Source organism: Segatella albensis DSM 11370 = JCM 12258 (genome assembly GCF_000426565.1).
Lineage (GTDB): Bacteria > Bacteroidota > Bacteroidia > Bacteroidales > Bacteroidaceae > Prevotella > Prevotella albensis.
Genome location: NZ_AUFP01000013.1, coordinates 1 through 20,962, shown reverse-complemented (window position 1 = coordinate 20,962; position 20,962 = coordinate 1). Strand labels below are relative to the sequence as shown.

General features: G+C 39.6%; 15 protein-coding genes. 11 read left to right on the top strand and 4 right to left on the bottom strand.

Annotated elements, in window-relative coordinates; genetic code table 11:
* The first annotated feature begins 253 nt into the window (after positions 1 to 253).
* Positions 254 to 1,546: an L-cysteine desulfidase family protein gene (locus tag K333_RS0108105; protein ID WP_024990376.1), complete on the top strand. Its 1,293-nt coding sequence runs from the start codon at positions 254 to 256 to the stop codon at positions 1,544 to 1,546.
* An 81-nt stretch (positions 1,547 to 1,627) separates the two neighbouring features.
* Here the strand turns inward: K333_RS0108105 and K333_RS0108100 are convergent, their stop codons facing one another.
* Positions 1,628 to 3,166: an endonuclease I family protein gene (locus K333_RS0108100; protein WP_036886465.1), complete on the bottom strand. Its 1,539-nt coding sequence runs from the start codon at positions 3,164 to 3,166 to the stop codon at positions 1,628 to 1,630.
* A 116-nt stretch (positions 3,167 to 3,282) separates the two neighbouring features.
* Here K333_RS0108100 and K333_RS0108095 point away from each other — a divergent pair, with 116 nt between their 5' ends.
* A complete protein-coding gene (locus K333_RS0108095) occupies positions 3,283 to 5,055 on the top strand; it encodes a calcineurin-like phosphoesterase C-terminal domain-containing protein (RefSeq protein WP_024990378.1) in 1,773 nt (590 codons plus the stop codon).
* A 459-nt stretch (positions 5,056 to 5,514) separates the two neighbouring features.
* Positions 5,515 to 9,621 carry a hybrid sensor histidine kinase/response regulator transcription factor gene (locus K333_RS0108090; RefSeq protein WP_450097607.1) on the top strand — a complete coding sequence of 1,369 codons (4,107 nt, stop codon included), beginning with the start codon at positions 5,515 to 5,517 and terminating at the stop codon, positions 9,619 to 9,621.
* Here K333_RS0108090 and K333_RS12130 read toward each other — a convergent pair.
* The 3 genes from K333_RS12130 to K333_RS0108075 form a co-directional block, all read right to left on the bottom strand.
* Complete coding sequence (locus K333_RS12130) at positions 9,618 to 11,093, bottom strand: sodium:solute symporter (RefSeq protein ID WP_024990380.1); 1,476 nt, start codon at positions 11,091 to 11,093, stop codon at positions 9,618 to 9,620. The two genes, K333_RS0108090 and K333_RS12130, sit on opposite strands and share 4 nt — an antisense overlap.
* An 11-nt stretch (positions 11,094 to 11,104) precedes the next feature.
* Positions 11,105 to 11,980 (bottom strand): sigma-70 family RNA polymerase sigma factor, encoded by an 876-nt coding sequence (locus K333_RS0108080; protein WP_024990381.1) that lies wholly within the window; start codon positions 11,978 to 11,980, stop codon positions 11,105 to 11,107.
* 131 nt (positions 11,981 to 12,111) lie between these two features.
* Positions 12,112 to 12,594 (bottom strand): low molecular weight protein-tyrosine-phosphatase, encoded by a 483-nt coding sequence (locus tag K333_RS0108075; protein ID WP_024990382.1) that lies wholly within the window; start codon positions 12,592 to 12,594, stop codon positions 12,112 to 12,114.
* Between the two features lie 262 nt (positions 12,595 to 12,856).
* On the opposite strand from K333_RS0108075, the gene K333_RS13565 reads away from it, so the two are divergent.
* The 8 genes from K333_RS13565 to hisS all read left to right on the top strand — a co-directional run bounded on the left by K333_RS13565 (position 12,857) and on the right by hisS (position 20,647).
* The gene (locus K333_RS13565; protein ID WP_262498690.1) at positions 12,857 to 12,979 is read left to right on the top strand and encodes a hypothetical protein; all 123 of its coding nucleotides are present in this window, start codon (positions 12,857 to 12,859) and stop codon (positions 12,977 to 12,979) included.
* 158 nt (positions 12,980 to 13,137) lie between these two features.
* Positions 13,138 to 13,830 (top strand): hypothetical protein, encoded by a 693-nt coding sequence (locus K333_RS0108065; RefSeq protein ID WP_024990384.1) that lies wholly within the window; start codon positions 13,138 to 13,140, stop codon positions 13,828 to 13,830.
* Between the two features lie 377 nt (positions 13,831 to 14,207).
* A complete protein-coding gene (locus tag K333_RS0108060) occupies positions 14,208 to 14,681 on the top strand; it encodes a helix-turn-helix domain-containing protein (RefSeq protein ID WP_024990385.1) in 474 nt (157 codons plus the stop codon).
* Positions 14,681 to 16,648: a dipeptidyl-peptidase 3 family protein gene (locus tag K333_RS0108055; protein ID WP_024990386.1), complete on the top strand. Its 1,968-nt coding sequence runs from the start codon at positions 14,681 to 14,683 to the stop codon at positions 16,646 to 16,648. The genes K333_RS0108060 and K333_RS0108055 overlap by 1 nt, the downstream gene beginning before the upstream one ends.
* 7 nt (positions 16,649 to 16,655) lie before the next feature.
* Positions 16,656 to 17,273 carry a DNA alkylation repair protein gene (locus K333_RS0108050; RefSeq protein ID WP_024990387.1) on the top strand — a complete coding sequence of 206 codons (618 nt, stop codon included), beginning with the start codon at positions 16,656 to 16,658 and terminating at the stop codon, positions 17,271 to 17,273.
* Positions 17,274 to 17,422: 149 nt separating this feature from the next.
* Positions 17,423 to 17,908 (top strand): Fur family transcriptional regulator, encoded by a 486-nt coding sequence (locus tag K333_RS0108045; protein ID WP_027452553.1) that lies wholly within the window; start codon positions 17,423 to 17,425, stop codon positions 17,906 to 17,908.
* A 1-nt stretch (position 17,909) separates the two neighbouring features.
* A complete protein-coding gene (locus K333_RS0108040) occupies positions 17,910 to 19,187 on the top strand; it encodes an adenylosuccinate synthase (protein ID WP_024990388.1) in 1,278 nt (425 codons plus the stop codon).
* 95 nt (positions 19,188 to 19,282) lie between these two features.
* Positions 19,283 to 20,647 carry a histidine--tRNA ligase gene (gene hisS / locus K333_RS0108035; protein ID WP_024990389.1) on the top strand — a complete coding sequence of 455 codons (1,365 nt, stop codon included), beginning with the start codon at positions 19,283 to 19,285 and terminating at the stop codon, positions 20,645 to 20,647.
* Positions 20,648 to 20,962 lie beyond the last annotated feature (315 nt).

Below are 20,962 nucleotides of genomic sequence, written 5' to 3'. Positions count from 1 at the left end.
TATATTCAAAGTAATTAGTTATATTTGATAATAGTTCTTATAGTTATTAATGTGACCAGAGTTTTATCTTTGTTGTTCTTCTTAATTGTCTCTGGTCTACTGATCTTTATCTTTCTAAAAATGGGATAGTAAATCGTTTGGTTATTAATTTCTAAAAGACCTTGATAAGGTTACGCTGTGAAGCGTAACTTTATTTTTTTGTGTATTCAGAAAAAAGTGGTATTTTTGCACAATAAATGTAATAAAGAATTCTATGCTGGATAAGAAGGTAAGAAACGAGATACTTAATCTTGTGAAAAAACAAGTTGTTCCTGCTGTTGGATGTACGGAACCAATGGCTGTTGCGCTATGTACGGCTCGTGCTGTTGAAAATCTTGGTTGTCGTCCTGACAAAATTACGGCATCACTTAGTGCAAATATACTGAAGAATGCTATGGGTGTTGGGATACCTGGTACGGGTATGATTGGATTGCCTATTGCTATTGCTTTAGGCGCTCTCATTGGTAAGAGCGAATATCAACTGGAAGTAATCAAGGATTTGACACCTGATTCTCTTGCAATGGGTAAGGAGTATCTCGCAGATAATCATATCAATGTTTGTTTGAAAAACAATATCGAAGAAAAACTATATATAGAAGTTACCTGTGAGGCTGATGGTAACCTTTCTACAGCGATTATATCAGGTACACATACCAATTTTGTCTATGAAGAATGTAATGGAGAAGTTATATTCGACAAGCGACAGGATCATGTCGTTGAAGACGATGATAAAGACATTCTTCTGAACCTGAAAATGGTATGGGATTTTGCGTTGACAGCGCCACTTGAGGAAATTGAATTTATTCACAAAACCAAAGAGTATAATATGAAAGCTGCTCAGGAGAGTATCAAAGGCAACTATGGTCATTGTCTGGGCAAGACAATGGAACGTCCTTTGAGTCATGGTATTTTCGGTAATACGATGTTTTCCCATATTATCTCCAAGACAGCTTCTGCTTGTGATGCCCGTATGGGAGGGGCTATGATTCCTGTGATGAGTAATTCCGGATCAGGTAATCAAGGCATTTGTGCCACGAATCCTGTCGTTGTATATGCCGAGGAAAATGAGAATACCTATGAGGAGTTGGTTCGAGCCTTGATGCTCAGTCATCTGACAGCTATTTATATCAAACAAAGTCTGGGTACTTTGAGTGCGCTTTGTGGTTGTGTTGTGGCCAGTATTGGTAGTAGTTGCGGTATTACTTATCTAATGGGTGGCAATTTCGAAGATGTCTGCCATGCGGTAAAGAATATGATAGCCAATCTGACTGGTATGATTTGTGATGGAGCAAAACCAAGTTGCTCTTTGAAAATCTGTTCTGGAGTGAGTACAGCTCTGCTTAGTGCCTTGTTGGCCCGTGAAGGTAAACATGTTACATCCGTTGAGGGAATCATCGACAACGACGTTGATCGAAGTATTCAGAATCTTACAAGTATCGGTAAGAAAGCAATGTGTGCCACCGATGATATGGTATTAGAGATTATGACTCATAAGTCTCTGTGTTGATTTCTGAGATTTGTTAGATTATCGAATTATAAAACGGAAACAAGATGGAAGAATTCTTCCATCTTGTTTCGTTTAAGACTATTATTTGTTTACATATTTCACACCATTGCGTATTACTACACCTTTGTAGTTTTTGTCGACCTGCTGACCATTCAGATTGAAGATTCTATTGTCGGCTGTCTTATGTTTGTATGGTAAGAAAGTAGGTGTTATGCCGAGAGTCGAATCATATTCATAAAGCATAGGGATAATTCCTACTTCATACTGATAGCATCCAAAAGAATTATAGGCTTCCTCGAATTGGATATATCGGTTGTTCATCGTAATCTCAAAGGTGCCATCACGATTGTCCTGTATAGCCCAAGTGCTTGCTTTTGTCTTATCGGTGGTGATATTGAAATTGTCGTGTTTATTATCATTAAATAGATATCTTCCTTGAGTATCCTTGATGTAATAACCGCCGTTGCTCTCTTCGAGTATGAAAGCATTATTCATCGTGGTAAGTGATACCATATTATTTTTTTCAGCTTTCGTTTCTTCTGCATAAAGGAACCCATATTCTCTGCCATCTTGAACGGTCTGAGCAGAAAGAAGTTTCCCATTATTGTTGACAACGATCAGATATTGTTTACCCGAAGTAATCTCGTCGACAGGGCGGAAGAGATATGTCTTGTCAGAAGTAGGACCAGGTGTTGGAGTAGATGACGGAGATGGTGTCGGCACATAAGAAACATAACGACTGTCACCATCGGCTGTAGAAATAGAAGTAGCAGGATTAAAGGCAACCTCTGTGCTATCGCCCCAGATATATTCGCTGAGGAAAGGATAATCTACAAAGAGATCACGATTATGCTGAATGTTGTAAACAGCATTATTACGGTCTATCTCCATCTGAGAAACCTTATCCTGACATGACCATGAAAGATAGAGGGTGTAAGCCCATTCCTTAAGTCCAGGATATGGAGAATTATCCATAGTCTCCAAACCCATTTTCTTGAATGTGAGGTTTGAGTATGTTACGGCCATATACATATATGTACGCGCGAAGTCGCCCTTAAACTGATCACCAGGCTCCCAACATTTTTGGTTTCTTCCATTTATATATCCAGTACCCAGTTTGTCGTAACCTTCAACACTCTTTCCTTCGTCGACCTGAGTAACGACTCCCATTGGATAGTTCGACTTGTCACTATTTCCCTCAGACTCAGAAGGGTAGAGATGCATTAAATCCTTATAAGCATCATTCTTGGTTCCTCCCCACCAACTCTTTGGAAAAGAATGTTCGATATTCATACCTGAGATAGCATTTCCGTTATTGCTTTTTCCTATAAAATGAAACTTATGTGCATTGTATCGGTTGATACATTCATTGGTTGCTGAAATACGATCGGTATACCAGAATCCCCACCAAGTTTTCTGTTTTCCACTACCATATTCCAAGACAGTCTTGTTCTTGTTCATCAACTTGTGAAGAGCTTCCTTAAGTTCTGCCTTTTTTAATCCCTTGAGAGAAGATGCATAGTTAGTTAACTCGTCGCGCCTTATGGCCGACACTTGTGTTGTCGATAATAAAAGTGCCAACGTTAAGAATATTGGCGTAAGTTTTAAAAGATTCTTCATTTTTTTCTGTATATGCGTGCAAAGTTAGTTGATTTTTTGTTAAAGTCGGCAGACAATCATATATTTTTTGTGACGTGTTGTTTCGTTTTCTCATCCAAAATCATTATTTTTGCAATGTGGAAAAGAATAAACGTAAAAATATCATCATAGCATCTATTATTATCTTGCTTTCAGTTACTGTGGGTATACTCTCCATCAGGGGACTTAGGAAGAAGGATTTTCCAGAGTCGGATTCACATATGCAGAAACCTTTGCCCTCAGCAGTAGCAAAGGATACTGTGGCTAAAATTATAAAAAAATTCACTCCTAACCCAAAACCAGTAGAGAAGATCGATTCCGTGGTAGAGGGGACACTCCTTGATGAGGATGGTAATGCCATGGTTGGTGTTGTGGTGAGTGATAGCTATACTTGTCAACTTACAGACAGTACAGGGCATTATCATTTTCGTCGTAATCCGAAGGCTAAGTTTGTGTATTATACTGTGCCTGCCGATTGTGAAGTGCCTACGCATGCTGATGATTTTACAGCTAATGCCTATATCCCATTAGAAAAGGAACATCGTACTTATGATTTTACCTTGAAAAAACTACCGATGGGCAAGGAGACGAATTATCGTCTTCTCGTGATCGGAGACCCTCAGGTGACAAATGCTTTTAGTCCTTATTATACAGATATGACGGATGACTTGAAACAAAAGTCTGATCTTTCTCGTTTTCAAGACGAGACGATGACCGACATTAAGCAGATGCTCAACAGAATTCCGCAGAGTATGCCTGTCTATGCAATCAGCATGGGAGATAACGTGCAGTATTATGGTGGCTTCAACGAAAATCTGGAGATGGGGATGCGCAAGGCTTTGGGTTCCACTCGTGTCAAGGTGTTCTCGGTTATTGGTAATCATGACCAAGACAATGTGCCATTGTATACCAAGAAATGGGAGGAAGCATGGGGCCCTACAGATTATTCGTTCGATCGAGGTGATGAACATTATATTGTATTTAATGATGTGAAATATTACCGTGCCAAAGCTTATTTCTCCCCTGGAGAACTGTCGAATACTCAGATGAACTGGTTAAAACAGGATTTGGCATTAACGGATAAAAGTAAAAAAGTGGTGTTATGCTATCATGTGCCATTGACTTTTGGTAATAGTCCTATGAGAGGGGCTATACCACTTAAGATAGAATCGGAAAAGGGACATTATGCGTCATCACGTCTGTCTGCAATTTTGAAGATGCTTGATGAATTTAAGGGAGGTTATGAGTTGTTTTGCGGACATACGCATTTTGCTTTAAACCATGTGATTCCTTTTGCTGATCGCACGGTATATGAACATTGTCATGGTGCAGCTTGTGGAAACATCTGGCAATCCAATATAAATATATGTGGAACGCCAAACGGATATTATGTGTACTCTTTTAGTGGTAATCGCATCATCGATAGTTTCTATAAATGTACTTTTATGCCAGTATCGCGCCAGATGAGTCTATTTTGGGCTGATACCGACTTTAATGGGGAATGTTATGCTGTCGATTGGAATTTGGAGAAGGGTAAGCATACATTGATAGCAAATGTGTTTAATGCCGATTCTCAATGGAAAGTGTATGCGATAGAAAAAGGTAAGGAACATGAGATGACTCGTATCAGTAGTAAAGGACAAGATGCTTTTTCTGCTGGTTATCATCATAAATATGCTCAGTCTGTAAGCTATCGTTTCATTAGCAAGTCAAACAACTATCTATTGATGAACCATCTATACTATTATGTTCTTGAAGATAGCACGAGTGTTATCGAAGTAAAGGTTATCGATAGGTATGGTCATCAGTATAGTGGTTCGAGTAAGGATGTTGTGAAAGAACCGTTCTTTAACTACGCACATTCATACTAAATCCTTATTGTTTTCATGATGAGAATTACTTATGCCATTTTACGCAGTTATTCGCATAAGCTGATGCAGTTAACTATGTTGGGTGATGAAATTAACTGCGTTGGCCGATGCAGTTAACTGTGCATTTCATGGTTCCAAGTCTGTTTATAATTAGATGATAATATAAAACGAAAAAATGCCCCTCTTTGTAGAGGAGCATTTCGTGTAGCTCAGTTTTTGTGAGCATTAATTTAAGAGGCTAGTTTTTTCCTCGTGTTCAATAATGTTATCTATCTATATGTTATTTTTATGTTGTCATTAGGACTATTGAAGCTTGGAGCTTGCCTGTATTTTTACGATACAAAGGTAGGGATAAAAAACATTTATCATGGTTGATTATCGTTCAATGTAGGTATATAAATCATGCATTGCGCGATTTATATACCTAATTTGGTTGAAAATATCCGCAAAACTATTTCTATGATGAATTTTTTTGTATCTTTGCGCATGCAAAATTTTGATATTTTTAGAATGAAGTTAAGATTTATATATATAGGTATACTTCTTGTTTTTGCTCACTTTCAGGTATGGGGGCATACGATAAAACGTTTAAATGTAACCTCAGGGTTATCGAGTGATTATGTTCTAAGTATGGCACAAGACAAATATGGATTTGTTTGGCTTGCCACAGAAGAAGGCTTGAATCGTTTTGATGGGTCTAGTTTTTTTACCTATTATAAAAAGAATACAAAGAATTCATTAGTGGCCAATGCGCTAAACGTAGTTTGTGATGACCCCAAGGAAAAAATAATGTGGATAGGTTCTCAACGCGAGGGTCTACAAGCCTATAACTATGATACCGATCAGTTTACGACCTATCGTAAAGACAAGAAAAATCCAAACTCACTTTATACCAATGATGTGACAGATATAAAACCTGCCTATGATGGAGGCATTTGGATTACAACCTATTGGTATGGTATTGACCACTTTGACTTTAAAACCAATAAGTTTACCCACTATGATTATACACATCTTAAGGGTGTGCCACAATCCTTTAATGATTGTGTTTGTGATTTGGGCGGTGGCATTATCGCAGTAGGTCACATTCATGGTGGTCTGACACTGATAGATACAAAAAACAGAAATTCACATACATTTACTGAGAATTCTTCAGACCCTACAAGTATTATGGGTAATGATGTGTTTTGTGTGTATCAAGATAATAATGGTAATGTATGGGTTGGTACTAACAAAGGTTTAAATCTTTTTGATCGAAATAAGGGTGAGTTTATTCATTATTCTGATGACGGAAGACTGAACCGAACGATTTTTGATATCAAGCAAGGTAGTGATGGTAGGCTCTGGATATGTACCGAACAGGGTGGTGTGGCTATTATGAAGCCAGGACTTACACTTGGATTGCCTTCTTCGGCATCTTTTCAATATCTCAATGAAGGATATTGTGATAATGATTTGTCGGGAAAAACAATCAGGTGTATGATTGAGGATAAATTTCATAATGTATGGTTGGGATTTTATGCTTCAGGAGTAAATGTACTTCTGCACCGTGCTCCATATTTTAACTATATTGATTTCTCGCCTATTGACGTAGAACATCACCTTACAGAAAAATCAGTACTCTCGGTTTCTTATGATAGCCATCACCAACTTTGGGTTGGTACGGATGGCGATGGCTTGAATCTGTTTAAGAATGGGCGCCGTATAGAACCTGATGTGAATTTAAAGGAAAAAGCCGTGCAATCGATTTTGGAGGATAGTGAAGGCAGATTATGGTTTGGTACTTTTACCGATAATGCTTATGTGAGACCTGCGAATGGAGGGGTAGCGCGCAAGATATTCGAGAAAAAGACAGATGTACGTTGCTTTAATGAATATAAGGACAAAATGTTTGTGGGAACAAGCGATGGCTTCTATATTGTGGACAAGGCAACCCTTAGGGTTGTTGCCCACCATAACGAATTTAGTGAGCGACTTGTTCGTACCATGATACATGATTCTCAGGGATATCTCTATGTCGGTACTTTTGGGGGTGGACTGTTGATATTCAATCAGCAGATGCGTATTATTCAGAAGTTACAGGAACAAAGTGGATTCCTTAATAATAATGTGAACGATCTTCTGTTAGACAGAAAGGGACATTTATGGGCTGCTACAGATGCAGGTATCGCATATATGCCTAATCGATTGGGTAGGAAATACACTACAATTTCTTCGAATCTGAATAATGCCATCGTACATGCAATTGTTGAAGATAAACAGCATCATATATGGATAAGTACCAATAGAGGAATTAGTTTTTATAATGAACTAGATGGCAAATTTGATAATTATGGTTATCAAGATCATATTGCCCAAGGTAATTACAATAGTGGTTGTGTGGCAATTTCATCGAACGGTACATTATATTTTGGAAGTACGAATGGACTTACCTATTTTAATCCTCACCAGATTCTCATGAAGGAAAAGGCAGTTGTCCCTTATATCACTCAGGCTTATGTCGTTTCCAATGGTGATGAGCCTGACAGTACAATCAACTTGATCGGTAAAAAAACACTTGTGCTCAATCATAATCAGAATTCACTGGTCTTATCGGTAAATGAGGCTGACGTAGCTCTTAATAATATGGTGGAGTACAGTTATATAATCAATGATAGAGATAATAAGTGGAATCCGGTAGTAGGTAATCGTATTTATCTGCATAATTTCTCACATGGTATATATCATATTAAGGTGAGATGCCGATTCAAAAATCGAGAATGGTCAGAGCCTACAGAACTGAGACTTGAGATAGAACCACCTTTGTATCTTACATGGTGGGCTAAATTGCTTTTTGTAGTCTTCGTGGTGGCTGTCATCTATATAAATCAGCGTGAGTATACGAAGAAGTTCCGTCTGCAAGTGCAACTTGATGCGGAGAAGAAGAAAAATGAGCAGGAACAGAAACTCAATGAAGAGCGTATGCACTTCTTTACAAGTATTACTCATGAACTCCGAACCCCACTTACCTTAATACTTGGACCTTTAGATGATATCTCAAGAAGCACTGAAATTCCTGATAAAATAAAGCATAAACTAGCTGTCATTTATCAGAGTGCCAGTAGGTTGAAGGAACTGATTAATCAAATACTGGAATATAGAAAAACTCAATGTAATGGGCGACAACTCAATGTGTCAAAAGACAATATTGTGAAGGTCATTCAACAAGTGTGTGTGAAATATCAGGAACTCAACACGAAGGAGAAACTCGACATCTTTTTTATAGCTCCCGAGAGTAATATCTCTACCTATTTTGATAAGGGCATCATTATCATGATTATGGATAACCTGATCAGCAATGCCTTTAAATATACGGATGTGGGTAGTATTACAGTAACTGTGAAACGGAGACACGAGAGGAAGAAGAATCTCATAGATATTATGGTATCCGATACAGGTTATGGTATATCTCCAGAAGCTTTACCTCATATTTTTGATAGTTATTATCAGGAAAATGGTAAGCATCAGGCTTCCGGAACGGGTATAGGGCTAGCTCTTGTCAAGCAATTGGTGGCATTACATCAAGGCACCATTCAGGTGGAAAGTAAAGTTAACAGGGGGACAACATTTATAGTGACTCTTGATGAAAATAATTTTTATTCGACAGTAACCTATCAATGTGGGAATATAGACGAACAATTAGAGTTGGCCGAAGAACATCTAGATGAAGAGATAAACTCATCCATAACAAAAGAGAATGAGAGAAAGCAGGAAACGCTTATCTCGTTTGATGAACATGAAGGGAAACCGATTTTGCTCATCGTAGAGGATAATGAAGGCATCCGTAATTATATTACTGAGAACTTTGAAGATGAATATGAAGTTGTTCAGGCTTCAAATGGTAAGGAAGGTCTTGCTTTGGCACTTGATCGCATTCCGGATGTGATCATTAGTGATATCATGATGCCTATAATGGATGGTAATGAACTGTTGCGAGCTGTGAAGAAAGATGTTCGTACAAGTCATATTCCTGTGCTCTTGCTGACGGCTAAGGATGGAGACCAGTCAAAAATCGAAGGATATGATGCTGGTGCAGATAGTTATATTACCAAACCTTTCACGGTAAGCGTGTTACAGAGTCGTGTCAAGAATCTACTCAATCAGCGAAGACAGCTTATCGCTAAGATAATGAATAAGACTAATAATAATACTATTCAGCAGAAGGCGCAGGAACTCCGACAGGCAATGTCAGAGAGTGACCATGCTTTCTTTGAACAACTCAATAAAATCCTTGACAAGAATATTACCGGTGATCTTGATGTGAATATAGTAGCTAAGGAACTCGGTATGAGTGCTTCGACACTTTATCGTAAGATGAAAGCACTTACAGGTGCCAGTACCAATGGATATCTTCGTCACTACAAGATGCAATATGCAGAACGCCTATTGATGCAAGGGAAATATACGATTAGCGAAATCGCATTTATGGTGGGCATCAATAGTATCGCTTATTTCCGTAAGTGTTTCAAGGAGGAATTCGGCTGTTTACCAAGTGAATATTTACGGAAAATAAGCGCTAAAGACTAGAAACCGATTGGACGGTCGTTTTCATCAGTAACTTTCAACTGGAATTTATGGTATCTGTTAGCAGGGGCAGATAGCCATAAACCCAGAAAAGTGATGCCACCATTCAATAGTAATAGTTCATAGCCAAACTGATAGCCTGTGAGATATCGGGTAGTATAGTCGATAATACCACAGATAACAGGACTACCGATGGCAATATAAGGTACGTAGTTGTCGTTCACTCCGCGATGAGTGAAAATTCCATAAGCGAAAAGTCCTAGCAATGGACCGTAAGTATATGAGCATAGGGTGTAGATTGCATCAAGGACGCTGGTAGAATTGATAATTCTAAATAGCAAGATGAAGATCACAAAGATCAACGCGATGAAAAAATGCGTGTACTTGCGGAGTTTTTCATTATCTTTCTGTTCCATGATGTCGATGCACCAACAGGTGGTAAGAGCAGTCATAGAACTGTCTGCACTCGAAAAACTGGCTGCCACAATGCCGATGCTGAACAAAATAACGATAACCGGACCTATTTTACCGGAAGCAGCAAACATAGGAAGTAGGTCATCAGTCATAGTAGGGAGGGCAATATGCCAACTGTTTGCGAGTTGTGCCAAGAGTATTCCTAACGACAAGAATAACAAGTTTGCAGGAATGAAAGCAAAACCATAGGAACACATATCTTTCTGTGCCTCGTGTAATGATTTGCAAGTTAAGTTCTTTTGCATCATGTCTTGGTCAAGGCCTGTCATCACGATGACAACAAAGATACCACTCAGAAACTGTTTTACGAAATTCTGTCGACTGATGAAATCGCTCCATACAAAGATGTTACTTCTTTTATCTGCGATAATTGCATCTACAGCTTGTCCCATGTCATAATGGAGAGCATTCATCACTTGGAAGATCATTAATATCAAGGCAGCAAACATGCAGAGCGTCTGAAAAGTATCCGTCCATACGAGAGTCTTTACTCCGCTCTTATGGGTGTAAAGCCAGATGAGTCCTACCATCACAACAACAGTCACAGCAAAAGGAATCCCGAAGGCATCCAATACAAATCGTTGCAGAATGAAGCAAACCACATAGAATCGTACAGCGGCACCGGTCAACTTAGACAGAATAAAAAAAGAAGCTCCCGTCTTATAGCTCTTCTTTCCCATTCTATATTCTAAATACGAGTATATTGTCGTAAGATTGAGTTTATAATAAATAGGTAATAATACAAAGGCAACGGCAAAATATCCGAAAATAAATCCGATACACATTTGTAGATATGACATATCACTCGTCAGCACCATTCCCGGTACTGAGACGAAGGTGATTCCTGAGATACTTGCACCCACCATACCGAATGCCACCATATACCATGGGGAGCGCCGGTTTGCACGATAGAATGTATCATTGTTTGACTTGCCTGATGTAGCCCTACTAAAGATGAGTAGAATGCCAAAGTAGGCAAGTATCGTAAGTATAATGGTCATATAATATATTTTTATCCTAAATATTTCAGTAGCATTCCGCTACTTTTACTATGTCTTATTTTTCGCAATCCTTTTTCCTTGATTTGGCGTACACGTTCTCTCGATAATCCCATTTCGTCACCTATCTGTTCGAGTGTCTCTTCAGGACGTCCCAAACCATAGAATCGACATATCACAAGAGTTTCTCGCTTACTTAATAGCGTTTCTATCACCTTGCCGATATCTCGTTTCATGGACTGTAGATCAACCTCGTTGTCTGCAGATTCGCGTCGATCGCCAGAGGTAAGAGAGTCAGCTATCGAAGTGTCATTGTCTTCCGACATTGGTGTATCTATACTTACTGAGTAAGATAGTGCACTCTGAGCTTCAAGAACTTTATCCAGTTCAATATCTGTAATCTCAGAAACCTCTTCTGGAGAAGGATACCTACCATATTCCTGTAGGAAATCAGAAGTAGCCTTCTGTATTTTCCCTGCTGCTATTGATTGGTTCAGTGGGATACGTACCAGTCGTCCTTTCTCCGTCAATGCCTGAATGATGGCTTGTCTTATCCACCATACAGCATATGAAATAAACTTAAAACCGCGCGTTTCGTCGTATTTCTCGGCAGCTTTTACTAAACCCAGATTACCTTCGTTGATTAAATCTGTGAGAGTAATACCTTCATGCTGATACTGTTTAGCCACAGAAACAACAAATCTCAAATTAGCCCTTACCAGTCTGTCTTTAGCTCTTTCGGCCTCTTTGCCTCCTTCGTGAATTTTCCTAGCCAAATCAACCTCTTCTTCAGGTGAAATCATTGGCTCTCGAGCGATCTCTGATAGATAACGGTCAAGTGATCCACTTTGCCGATTGGTAATGTTTTTAGTAATCTTTAGCTGTCTCATGGTATACTTTAATGCGTAGTTTAGATGTATATTGTTGGCAAATATACACAAATATTTTTTATTTCAGCAATTTCAACGATTTTTTTTCCTTTTTATGTTTTTTCTATTGATTTAAAACATTTATTACGCATTTATCTGCTAAGTTTTAACAAACCTCTGCATCCGTCTTCTATCAAATCGAGCGCCCATTCAAAGTCGTCTGCTCCACCGTAATAGGGATCGGGTACACTTTCTTCACCAGCATATTGCTCCAGATAATCTACCATCTTGACTACCTTGCGCCTTTGGTCTTCATTATCAGCTTTCCCTGTGATTATCCGATAGTTATCATCATCCATTACTATGATTTTATCAAAGTTGTCGAAGTCAGAAATCTTAAACTGCCTTGCATGATGGTCTATCCGATATCCCCTTCTATATCCATGGTCGCGCATGCGCTTGTCCGGGAGTTCTCCTACATGCCAATTTCCAATTCCTGCAGAGTCTACCAAGAAGTGATCTGACAATCCCGCGTCATCTATCATCTTTTGAAATATAGCATGGGCGGCAGGTGATCTGCAAATATTGCCAAGACAGATAAACAGTACTCTCATTTTCGATATATTATGCGTCATAATTATAGTTTTGAGGCCATGAATTGACCTATGTTATTAATTTCTGCAAAAATACATTTTTTAGTTGATATATTCATCCGAAAACCTCTCTTTTTCATAAATAATAACTACCTTTGCAAGAAGACTAAAAAAATAACTCTTTAACAACATGGCGAAATTAAATTCTATAATTCTTTTATTATTTGTATCTTTTATGATGTCCTCTTGTTGGCATAAACCTGACCCCGTCGCTCAGCAACTTAGATCAAGACATCAAGAAAATGTGTCAAAACTAACCAAGCCTAACGACACGATATCTCCTCATTCTGCTCCAGTAGGTAAACCTGCACATGTGTTTTTGCCGACACAGCATCGAACAGCTGACAAAGTCGGTACCTTACATTGACTTCGGAAAAGAATTCTTATGCTTTATTTCTGCATAAAATCAGAGATCAGGTATTTATTGTGTGTTATTTTTGCAAAATGTTTGGTCAATCAGAAAAAAAAGCATATCTTTGGCCCAAAAGGTTATCATTCGCGTAAATATAAGAAAGGAGTAAGACCATGAAGAAGCTAAATCATGAAGATTTCGATGAAAAATACGTCGACACGATAGAAGTTAACGAAATCGACAAGTTTGTTTGCCGGGAGATGATTCGACAAGTGCATCGCTATATTAAGGCTATGAAAGGCTCAAAATTAGTGATGGACCAGTTTACCGCTTATATTGATTCTCTCGATCTGGAAGGTAAGCAAAAGGCATTGGCACAATATATCGATCTGAACAGAAAGGTGTTGAAAGGTTGTGACTTTAAGATGGTCTTGGCGCGTGCAATTGCCAACTATTGCGATACCTTTGAGTATATGCATGCCATGATTAACAATCGTGGAAAAATGGTATATTATTTACATCGCATCAAGGATACCTATGTGAAATTCCATGAAATTTTCGAGGAAAACGGTAAGTATGGTATGCGAGACCATGAAGGTAATATATTATTGCATCCTGTCTATGACTTCTTGCGTACGCCTTACGTATATGTTGATGAACTCATGATCATGCCTGTAATTGCAGAGAAAGACGGAAAAATGGGACTGGTACGTCCTGATGGCAAGGATACCATTGTGGCAGACTTCGTTTATGATGATGTGAGTTTACGTACAGAACCCCCTTTCTTCGAGGCCAGAAAGGGGAAAATGCGCGGAACTCTTGACAGATATGGTCGATTTGAGGAACAAACCCTCAATCCACAATAAAACAATATGGAAAATATTTACTTCTTTATAGAGACATCTTCAGTAGCCTTTACCGGCTACTGAAATATGTCGAATTCGATTTCTTTATTCTAATTAAACGTAAATCAATTTCATCCTAACTATTATATCCGCATAGGCTAACTGTTTCATACTTATGTGTATATAAAGAATTTCAATATAATACTAATTTAGTCGAAATTTTTCGTATTCAAAATTCTTTCTAGGTGTACGTGAAGGTATATTTCTATTTATCTTTTGCCCTTATGAAGAAAAATTGAAAATTTATCAAAAAAAAAGAAGGAATTTTCTTGCGACTTTAAAAAATAGTATTTATTTTTGCACAACCAAAGGGATGACTTATTATAATCTATATAGTTATGGCAAAGTATAATATTACAGAATTGAAAGAGAAGGAAGCTGCTTATCGCACATTGGTTAGTCCGAAGTTGATGGATGAGTTAGGCGATAAGATCCTTAAAATTATCTTACTTGAAAAGAAGTATAAGGACAAAGACTACTCTGCAAAGAAACTTGCCGAAGATTTGGGCACTAACACTCGTTATATTTCGGCTGTCGTGAATGTGAAATTTCACATGAACTATACTTCGTTTGTAAACAAGTATCGTATCGATGAAGCTATGTCTATATTAATTGATCGCCGTTACCAAGATTTGACGATGGAAGACATCTCGGATATGGTCGGTTTCAGTAATCGTCAGAGTTTCTATGCTTCTTTCTTCAAAATTAATGGTTGTACACCGCGCGATTATAAGATGCGCAATCTTGCTTTGCACCCATCTTTATTAGAAAAGCCAAAGAGAAGAGGACGTAAACCAAAAACTGAAGAATAATGAGAAATGATGATTTTAACTATTCAGACGAAAAGTTTGCTGATATTCAGATGCTTCGTTATCGCCTGAATGGTTTTGAAAATCTCACACTTCAACAGAAAAGCTATATCTATTGCCTGTCACAGGCTACGTTGTATGGACGTGATATCACGTTCGATCAGCAAGGTCGATACAACTTGTGCATCAGAAAGGTGCTTGAGGTGATGACCGAAGAGTATCAAGGTTCTCGCAATCAGAGTGATTTTAAAGGTTTGGAGACTTACCTGAAGAGGGTATGGTTCTCTAATGGCATTTATCATCACTATGGTTGCGAGAAATTTGTGGCTGACTTTACGGAGGACTTCTTCCGTGAGGAGTTGATGAAAATAGATGAAGGGAAACTGCCGTTAAGAAAGGGTGAGAGCAAAGAGGATTTACTTGAGGAACTTGTGAAGGTTATCTTCGATACTGATTTCATGCCGAAACGCGTAAACCAGGCTGACGGCGTGGATATCGTAGAAACTTCAGCATGCAACTTCTATGAAGGTGTAAACCAGCAAGAAGTAGAGCACTTTTATGGTAACATGAAAGATGCTGACGACCAGGAACCTCCTTCGTATGGTCTGAACTCAAAATTAGTGAAATGTAACGGACAACTCTCTGAGATCGTGTGGAAAGAGGATGGAATGTATGGCGAAGCTATCCGAAAAATCATTTCCTGGTTGCAAAGAGCATTGAAATATGCAGAAAACGAGGAACAGAAAGTTGTCGTTGAGTTGCTTATAAAGTATTATCGTACAGGAGATTTACGAGATTTTGATAAATATTCTATTAAATGGGTAAACCAGCACGAAGGACTTGTAGATTTCGTGAATGGATTTATCGAAGTATACGGTGACCCTCTTGGACTGAAAGGCACGTGGGAAGGTATCGTAGAATATAAGGATTTGGTAGCAACAAAGCGTACTCAGACTATTTCCGAAAATGCCCAATGGTTTGAGGACCATTCGCCTGTTGACCCAAGATTCCGTAAATCAAAGGTAAAAGGTGTTACCGCCAATGTGATTTGTGCAGCTATGCTCGGTGGTGACGAATATCCTTCCACTGCTATTGGCATCAACTTGCCCAATGCTGATTGGATTCGTGCAGAACATGGAAGTAAGAGCGTAACTATAGGTAATCTTACAGAGGCTTACAATAAAGCGATGAAGGGCAATGGTTTCCGCGAAGAGTTCGTTATCGATGATGCCACAAGACAATTGATTGATAAGTATGGTGATTATACCGACGACTTGCATACCGATTTGCATGAATGCCTGGGACACGGTAGCGGACAGTTGCTCGCCGGTACTGACCCGGACGCTTTGAAGGCTTATGGAAACACCAACGAAGAAGCTCGCGCCGACCTGTTCGGACTATATTATATGGCCGATAAAAAGATGGTAGAGCTCGGACTGTTGCCAGATATGGAAGCCTATAAGAGTCAGTATTATACCTATATGATGAATGGCGCCCTTACACAGTCGATGCGCATAAAACTCGGTAATGATATCGAAGAGGCACATATGCGTAACCGCGCATTAATTGCCAATTGGGCCTTGGATTGCGATATCAACCGACAGGAGAATGTCGTAGAGATTGTAGAGGTGAAGGGTAAACATTACATCAGAATTAATGATTACGCTCGACTACGTGACATCTTTGCTATGCAATTAGCCGAAATACAGCGTATCAAGAGTGAAGGTGACTATGAGCGCGCCCGACAACTTGTAGAGAAATATGCTGTAAAACTGGATAGAAAGTTACACGAGGAAATCTTGAATAGATATGCCAAACTGAATATCGCTCCATACAAGGGATTTATCAATCCGTGGATGAAACCTGTGATAGGAAAGGATGGCGAGATAGAGGATGTCAAGGTGGACTATACTGAAACTTACGAACATCAGATGCGAAGATATTCTGAGGAATATGCAACATTAATATAACATGTGTATGAACGAAGAAGTACATAACCAACTAATGGGCATCAAACGTTCATTCCGTCTGTGGATGAATGGCCCGGGGTCACAGTCGATGCGTGATAAAGGTCTTGACTACAAGATCAACTGGGGGGTGCCTTTGATAGAACTGAAACGTATGGCTGCAGAATATGGCAAGAACTACGAACTTGCCATAGAACTGTGGAAAGAAGACATCAGAGAATGTAAAATTCTTGCTATGCTCATCATGCCTGCAGAAAGAATGGACGAGGAACTCGTGGATGTATGGATGGAAAGCGTACACAATCAAGAATTGGCAGAACTATTGGCCTTTAATCTGTTGCAGAACGTAAAGCATGCACCAGCCATTGCTTATCAATGGATTGCAAGTGAAAGCGTTATCCGACAGATATGCGGTTATTCTATACTTTCGCGCCTTTTCATGAAAGGTCAGGAACCTAACGAACGAGGTATCAACGAGTTTCTAGATCAGGCCATCACAGCCCTGCAACAAAAAGAGAATGTAGGCTTAAAGCATGCTGCGGCCAACTGCATACAACGATTTGCCCAACTCGGTATCGTGTATGAACGAATGGCAAAATCAGCAACCAAAGGACTGATCGAACTATAACGACACAATGACATAAAAGTGGTGTTTTTTGCTACTTTTATGTCATTATCGTTTTATTTTCTTTATCATTTATTATTTTCTTGGTTTATTTTTCTTTTATCTAAATTAAAATTAGTAATTTTGTGCGTTTTATGTAACGAACTGGTGATATGAAAGAAAACGTAAAGGCCAAGGTTAGAGAGATTCTCGATAACTATTTGGAGTTGCGTAATCATCGCAAAACCCCGGAGCGATATGCTATCTTGGATGCAGTATACAGCATAAAGGGGCATTTTTCGCTCGAACAATTAAGTGAGACTCTGCTCGCGAATAACTTTCGTGTAAGTAGAGCTACGCTATACAACACTATCCGATTGTTTATAGAATTGCGGTTGGTGGTGCGACACAACTTTCAGGGAGTTACACTCTACGAAGCATACTATGCAAGTAATAACCACTGTCACCAGATTTGTACAATATGTGGGAAAATAACCGAAATATCATTGCCTGGTGTGACGCAAAGTATCAACGAGGCTCGGCTCAGGCGATTCCGAAAAGATGGATTCTCTCTGTACATCTATGGCGTGTGCAGCAGTTGCCAAGGAAAAATCACGAAGCGGAAGAATAAAACGCAAAGTCTAAGAAACCAAAAATAAAATGAACACAGGTAAAGTTGACGTTCTGCTGGGTTTGCAGTGGGGCGATGAAGGAAAAGGAAAGGTAGTTGATGTATTAACTCCGAAGTATGATGTAGTAGCTCGTTTCCAGGGTGGCCCTAACGCAGGCCATACTCTTGAATTCGAAGGGGAGAAGTATGTTCTTCGCTCTATTCCTTCTGGAATCTTCCAGGGTGGAAAGGTGAATATCATCGGTAATGGTGTAGTTTTGGCTCCGGATCTCTTTATGGGCGAAGCACAGGATTTGGAAAAGAGCGGACATCCATTGAAGGAGCGCCTTCATATCTCAAAGAAGGCTCATCTGATTATGCCTACTCATCGCATCCTCGACCGCGCTTATGAGGCTGCCAAAGATAAAAATAAGGTGGGAACTACAGGTAAGGGCATTGGCCCTACATATACCGATAAGGTAAGTCGCAATGGCCTCCGCGTCGGTGATATCCTGGAGAATTTCGACGCTAAATATGCAGCTCACAAGGAACGTCACATGCAGATGCTGAAAGCATTGGGATGGACAGATTTTGAAGGCTTTGAGGAAACAGAGAAGAAATGGCTCGAGGGCATTGAATATATGCGCCAGTTCCATATTGTAGACAGCGAACATGAAATCAACAATGTGTTACGTTCAGGAAAGAGCATTCTCTGTGAAGGTGCTCAAGGCACGATGCTTGATGTTGATTTCGGTTCTTATCCTTTCGTTACTTCAAGTAATACAGTGTGCGCAGGTGCTTGTACAGGTCTGGGTATCGGTCCTAACAAGATAGGTAATGTATATGGTATCATGAAGGCTTATTGCACTCGTGTTGGTGCTGGTCCATTCCCTACAGAGTTGTTTGACGAAACAGGTAAGTTGATTCGTGACCTGGGACATGAATATGGTGCTGTTACCGGTCGTGAGCGTCGTTGCGGATGGTGTGACTTGGTTCAGCTCCGCTATAGTATCATGGTAAATGGCGTTACCGAATTGATCATGATGAAGAGCGATGTGCTCGATGGTTTCGATACAATTAAGGCATGTGTAGCTTATAAGTTGGCTGATGGTAGTGAGACAACAGAGCTGCCATACGAAATCGACAATGTAACCCCTGTATATAAGGAGTTCAAAGGCTGGAAGACCGACATGACGAAGTTTACCAGTGAAGATCAGTTCCCAGAAGAGTTCAAGGCTTATGTGAAGTTCCTCGAAGAGTTCCTCGAGACACCTATCAAGGTCATCTCTATTGGTCCTGATCGTGCACAGACCATCGTTCGTAAATAAATTAATTAGTTAAAATAATCTTTATCACGTGGGCATGAATTACACAAGAATGTGTATTTCGTGCCTTTCGTGTCGAAAATAATAAAAGAAATAATATGGCTCAAAAACCAAGTATCCCAAAGGGAACACGCGACTTTGGCCCTATGGAAATGGCCAAGCGTAATTACATATTTGATACGATCAAGAGCGTTTATGCGCTATATGGCTTTCAGCAGATAGAAACTCCAGCTATGGAGACTCTTCATACTCTGATGGGTAAATATGGTGATGAAGGTGATAAGTTACTCTTCAAAGTGCTGAACTCTGGTGATTATCTGAAAAAGGTAACCGACGAGGAATTGTCTGAGCGCAATACGTTGAAGTTACAGACTAAGCTTTGTGAGAAGGGTCTGCGTTATGACCTTACTGTACCTTTTGCTCGTTATGTGGTGATGCATCGTGACGAACTCCAGTTGCCTTTCAAGCGTTATCAGATTCAACCAGTATGGCGTGCAGACCGTCCACAGAAGGGTCGTTATCGCGAATTTTTCCAGTGTGATGCTGACGTTGTAGGTTCTGATTCTTTGCTCAATGAAGTAGAGTTGATGCAGATTTACGATACTGTTTTTGCTAAGTTTGGTGTTCGCGTACAGATCAAAATCAACAACCGTAAGATTCTTACAGGTATTGCCGAGGTGATAGGAGAGGCTGACAAGATTGTTGATATCACCGTGGCTATGGACAAACTTGATAAAATTGGTATTGATGGAGTAAATGCAGAACTTCGCGAAGATGGTATCTCTGAGGAAGCAATAGCCAAACTGCAACCTATCATTGCTCTTGAGGGAACAAATGATGAGAAACTTGCTACCATCAAACAAGTACTTGCCGGTAGTGAGATGGGCGAGAAGGGTGTAGAGGAAACTCAGTTTATTCTCGACACGCTGAAGGGCTTCGATATGAAGAACGAAATACAACTCGACCTGACATTGGCTCGTGGTCTGAACTATTATACCGGTGCTATCTTTGAGGTAAAGGCCCTTGATACTGCGATGGGAAGTATCGGTGGTGGTGGCCGTTATGATAACCTTACAGGAATCTTCGGTATGCCAGGACTTTCTGGTGTGGGCATCAGTTTCGGCGCCGACCGTATTTATGATGTGCTCAATGCACTTGATCTATATCCAAAGGAAGCCGTTAATGCTACTCAGGTACTCTTCATCAATTTTGGCGATAAGGAAACTGCTTATTGTCTGCCTATTGTCGAGAAGTGTCGCAAGGCCGGTGTACGTACAGAGATGTTCCCGGATAGTACCAAGATGAAGAAGCAGATGAACTATGCTAATGCTAAGAATATTCCATTTGTGGCACTTGCTGGTGAAAATGAGATGAACGAAGGCAAGGTTACGTTGAAGAATATGACTACTGGTGAGCAAACCATGGTAACTGCCGATGAAATCATCAAAACAATTTTAGCATAAGTTTTTGCTATGTTCATAACAAGGATGCGATGCTCGACGGCATTGCATCTTTTTTGTTTCCCGTTTTGTCATCTGCCTCTCTGATACCGGTCTCCGTGTAAAGTGTTGATGAGTTGGCAATTGACCCTTGTTGTTTTCGAGCTTTTAGAGCTAGCAATTTCTTCCGAAGGTCTTTCGAGATTTCTTCGAGACAGCGCGCTTTGTCTTTCGGAGCCCTCTGCAGGCCTTATCAACGTTGACGGCTGCAAAGGTACGGAGAAATTTTGAAAAGTGAATCAAAAAAAACGGATGTTGAAAGTCAACATTCTGCAAAAC

Bases quoted from the DNA above. Each gene is read 5' to 3' on its own strand.
- K333_RS12130 (WP_024990380.1), bottom strand. From the start codon at position 11,093: ATGACCATTATACTTACGATACTTGCCTACTTTGGCATTCTACTCATC.
- K333_RS0108080 (WP_024990381.1), bottom strand. From the start codon at position 11,980: ATGAGACAGCTAAAGATTACTAAAAACATTACCAATCGGCAAAGTGGA.
- hisS (WP_024990389.1), top strand. From the start codon at position 19,283: ATGGCTCAAAAACCAAGTATCCCAAAGGGAACACGCGACTTTGGCCCT.
- K333_RS0108045 (WP_027452553.1), top strand. From the start codon at position 17,423: ATGAAAGAAAACGTAAAGGCCAAGGTTAGAGAGATTCTCGATAACTAT.
- K333_RS0108065 (WP_024990384.1), top strand. From the start codon at position 13,138: ATGAAGAAGCTAAATCATGAAGATTTCGATGAAAAATACGTCGACACG.
- K333_RS0108055 (WP_024990386.1), top strand. From the start codon at position 14,681: ATGAGAAATGATGATTTTAACTATTCAGACGAAAAGTTTGCTGATATT.
- K333_RS0108040 (WP_024990388.1), top strand. From the start codon at position 17,910: ATGAACACAGGTAAAGTTGACGTTCTGCTGGGTTTGCAGTGGGGCGAT.
- K333_RS0108090 (WP_450097607.1), top strand. From the start codon at position 5,515: ATGATGAATTTTTTTGTATCTTTGCGCATGCAAAATTTTGATATTTTT.
- K333_RS0108060 (WP_024990385.1), top strand. From the start codon at position 14,208: ATGGCAAAGTATAATATTACAGAATTGAAAGAGAAGGAAGCTGCTTAT.
- K333_RS0108105 (WP_024990376.1), top strand. From the start codon at position 254: ATGCTGGATAAGAAGGTAAGAAACGAGATACTTAATCTTGTGAAAAAA.
- K333_RS0108050 (WP_024990387.1), top strand. From the start codon at position 16,656: ATGAACGAAGAAGTACATAACCAACTAATGGGCATCAAACGTTCATTC.
- K333_RS0108100 (WP_036886465.1), bottom strand. From the start codon at position 3,166: ATGAAGAATCTTTTAAAACTTACGCCAATATTCTTAACGTTGGCACTT.
- K333_RS0108075 (WP_024990382.1), bottom strand. From the start codon at position 12,594: ATGACGCATAATATATCGAAAATGAGAGTACTGTTTATCTGTCTTGGC.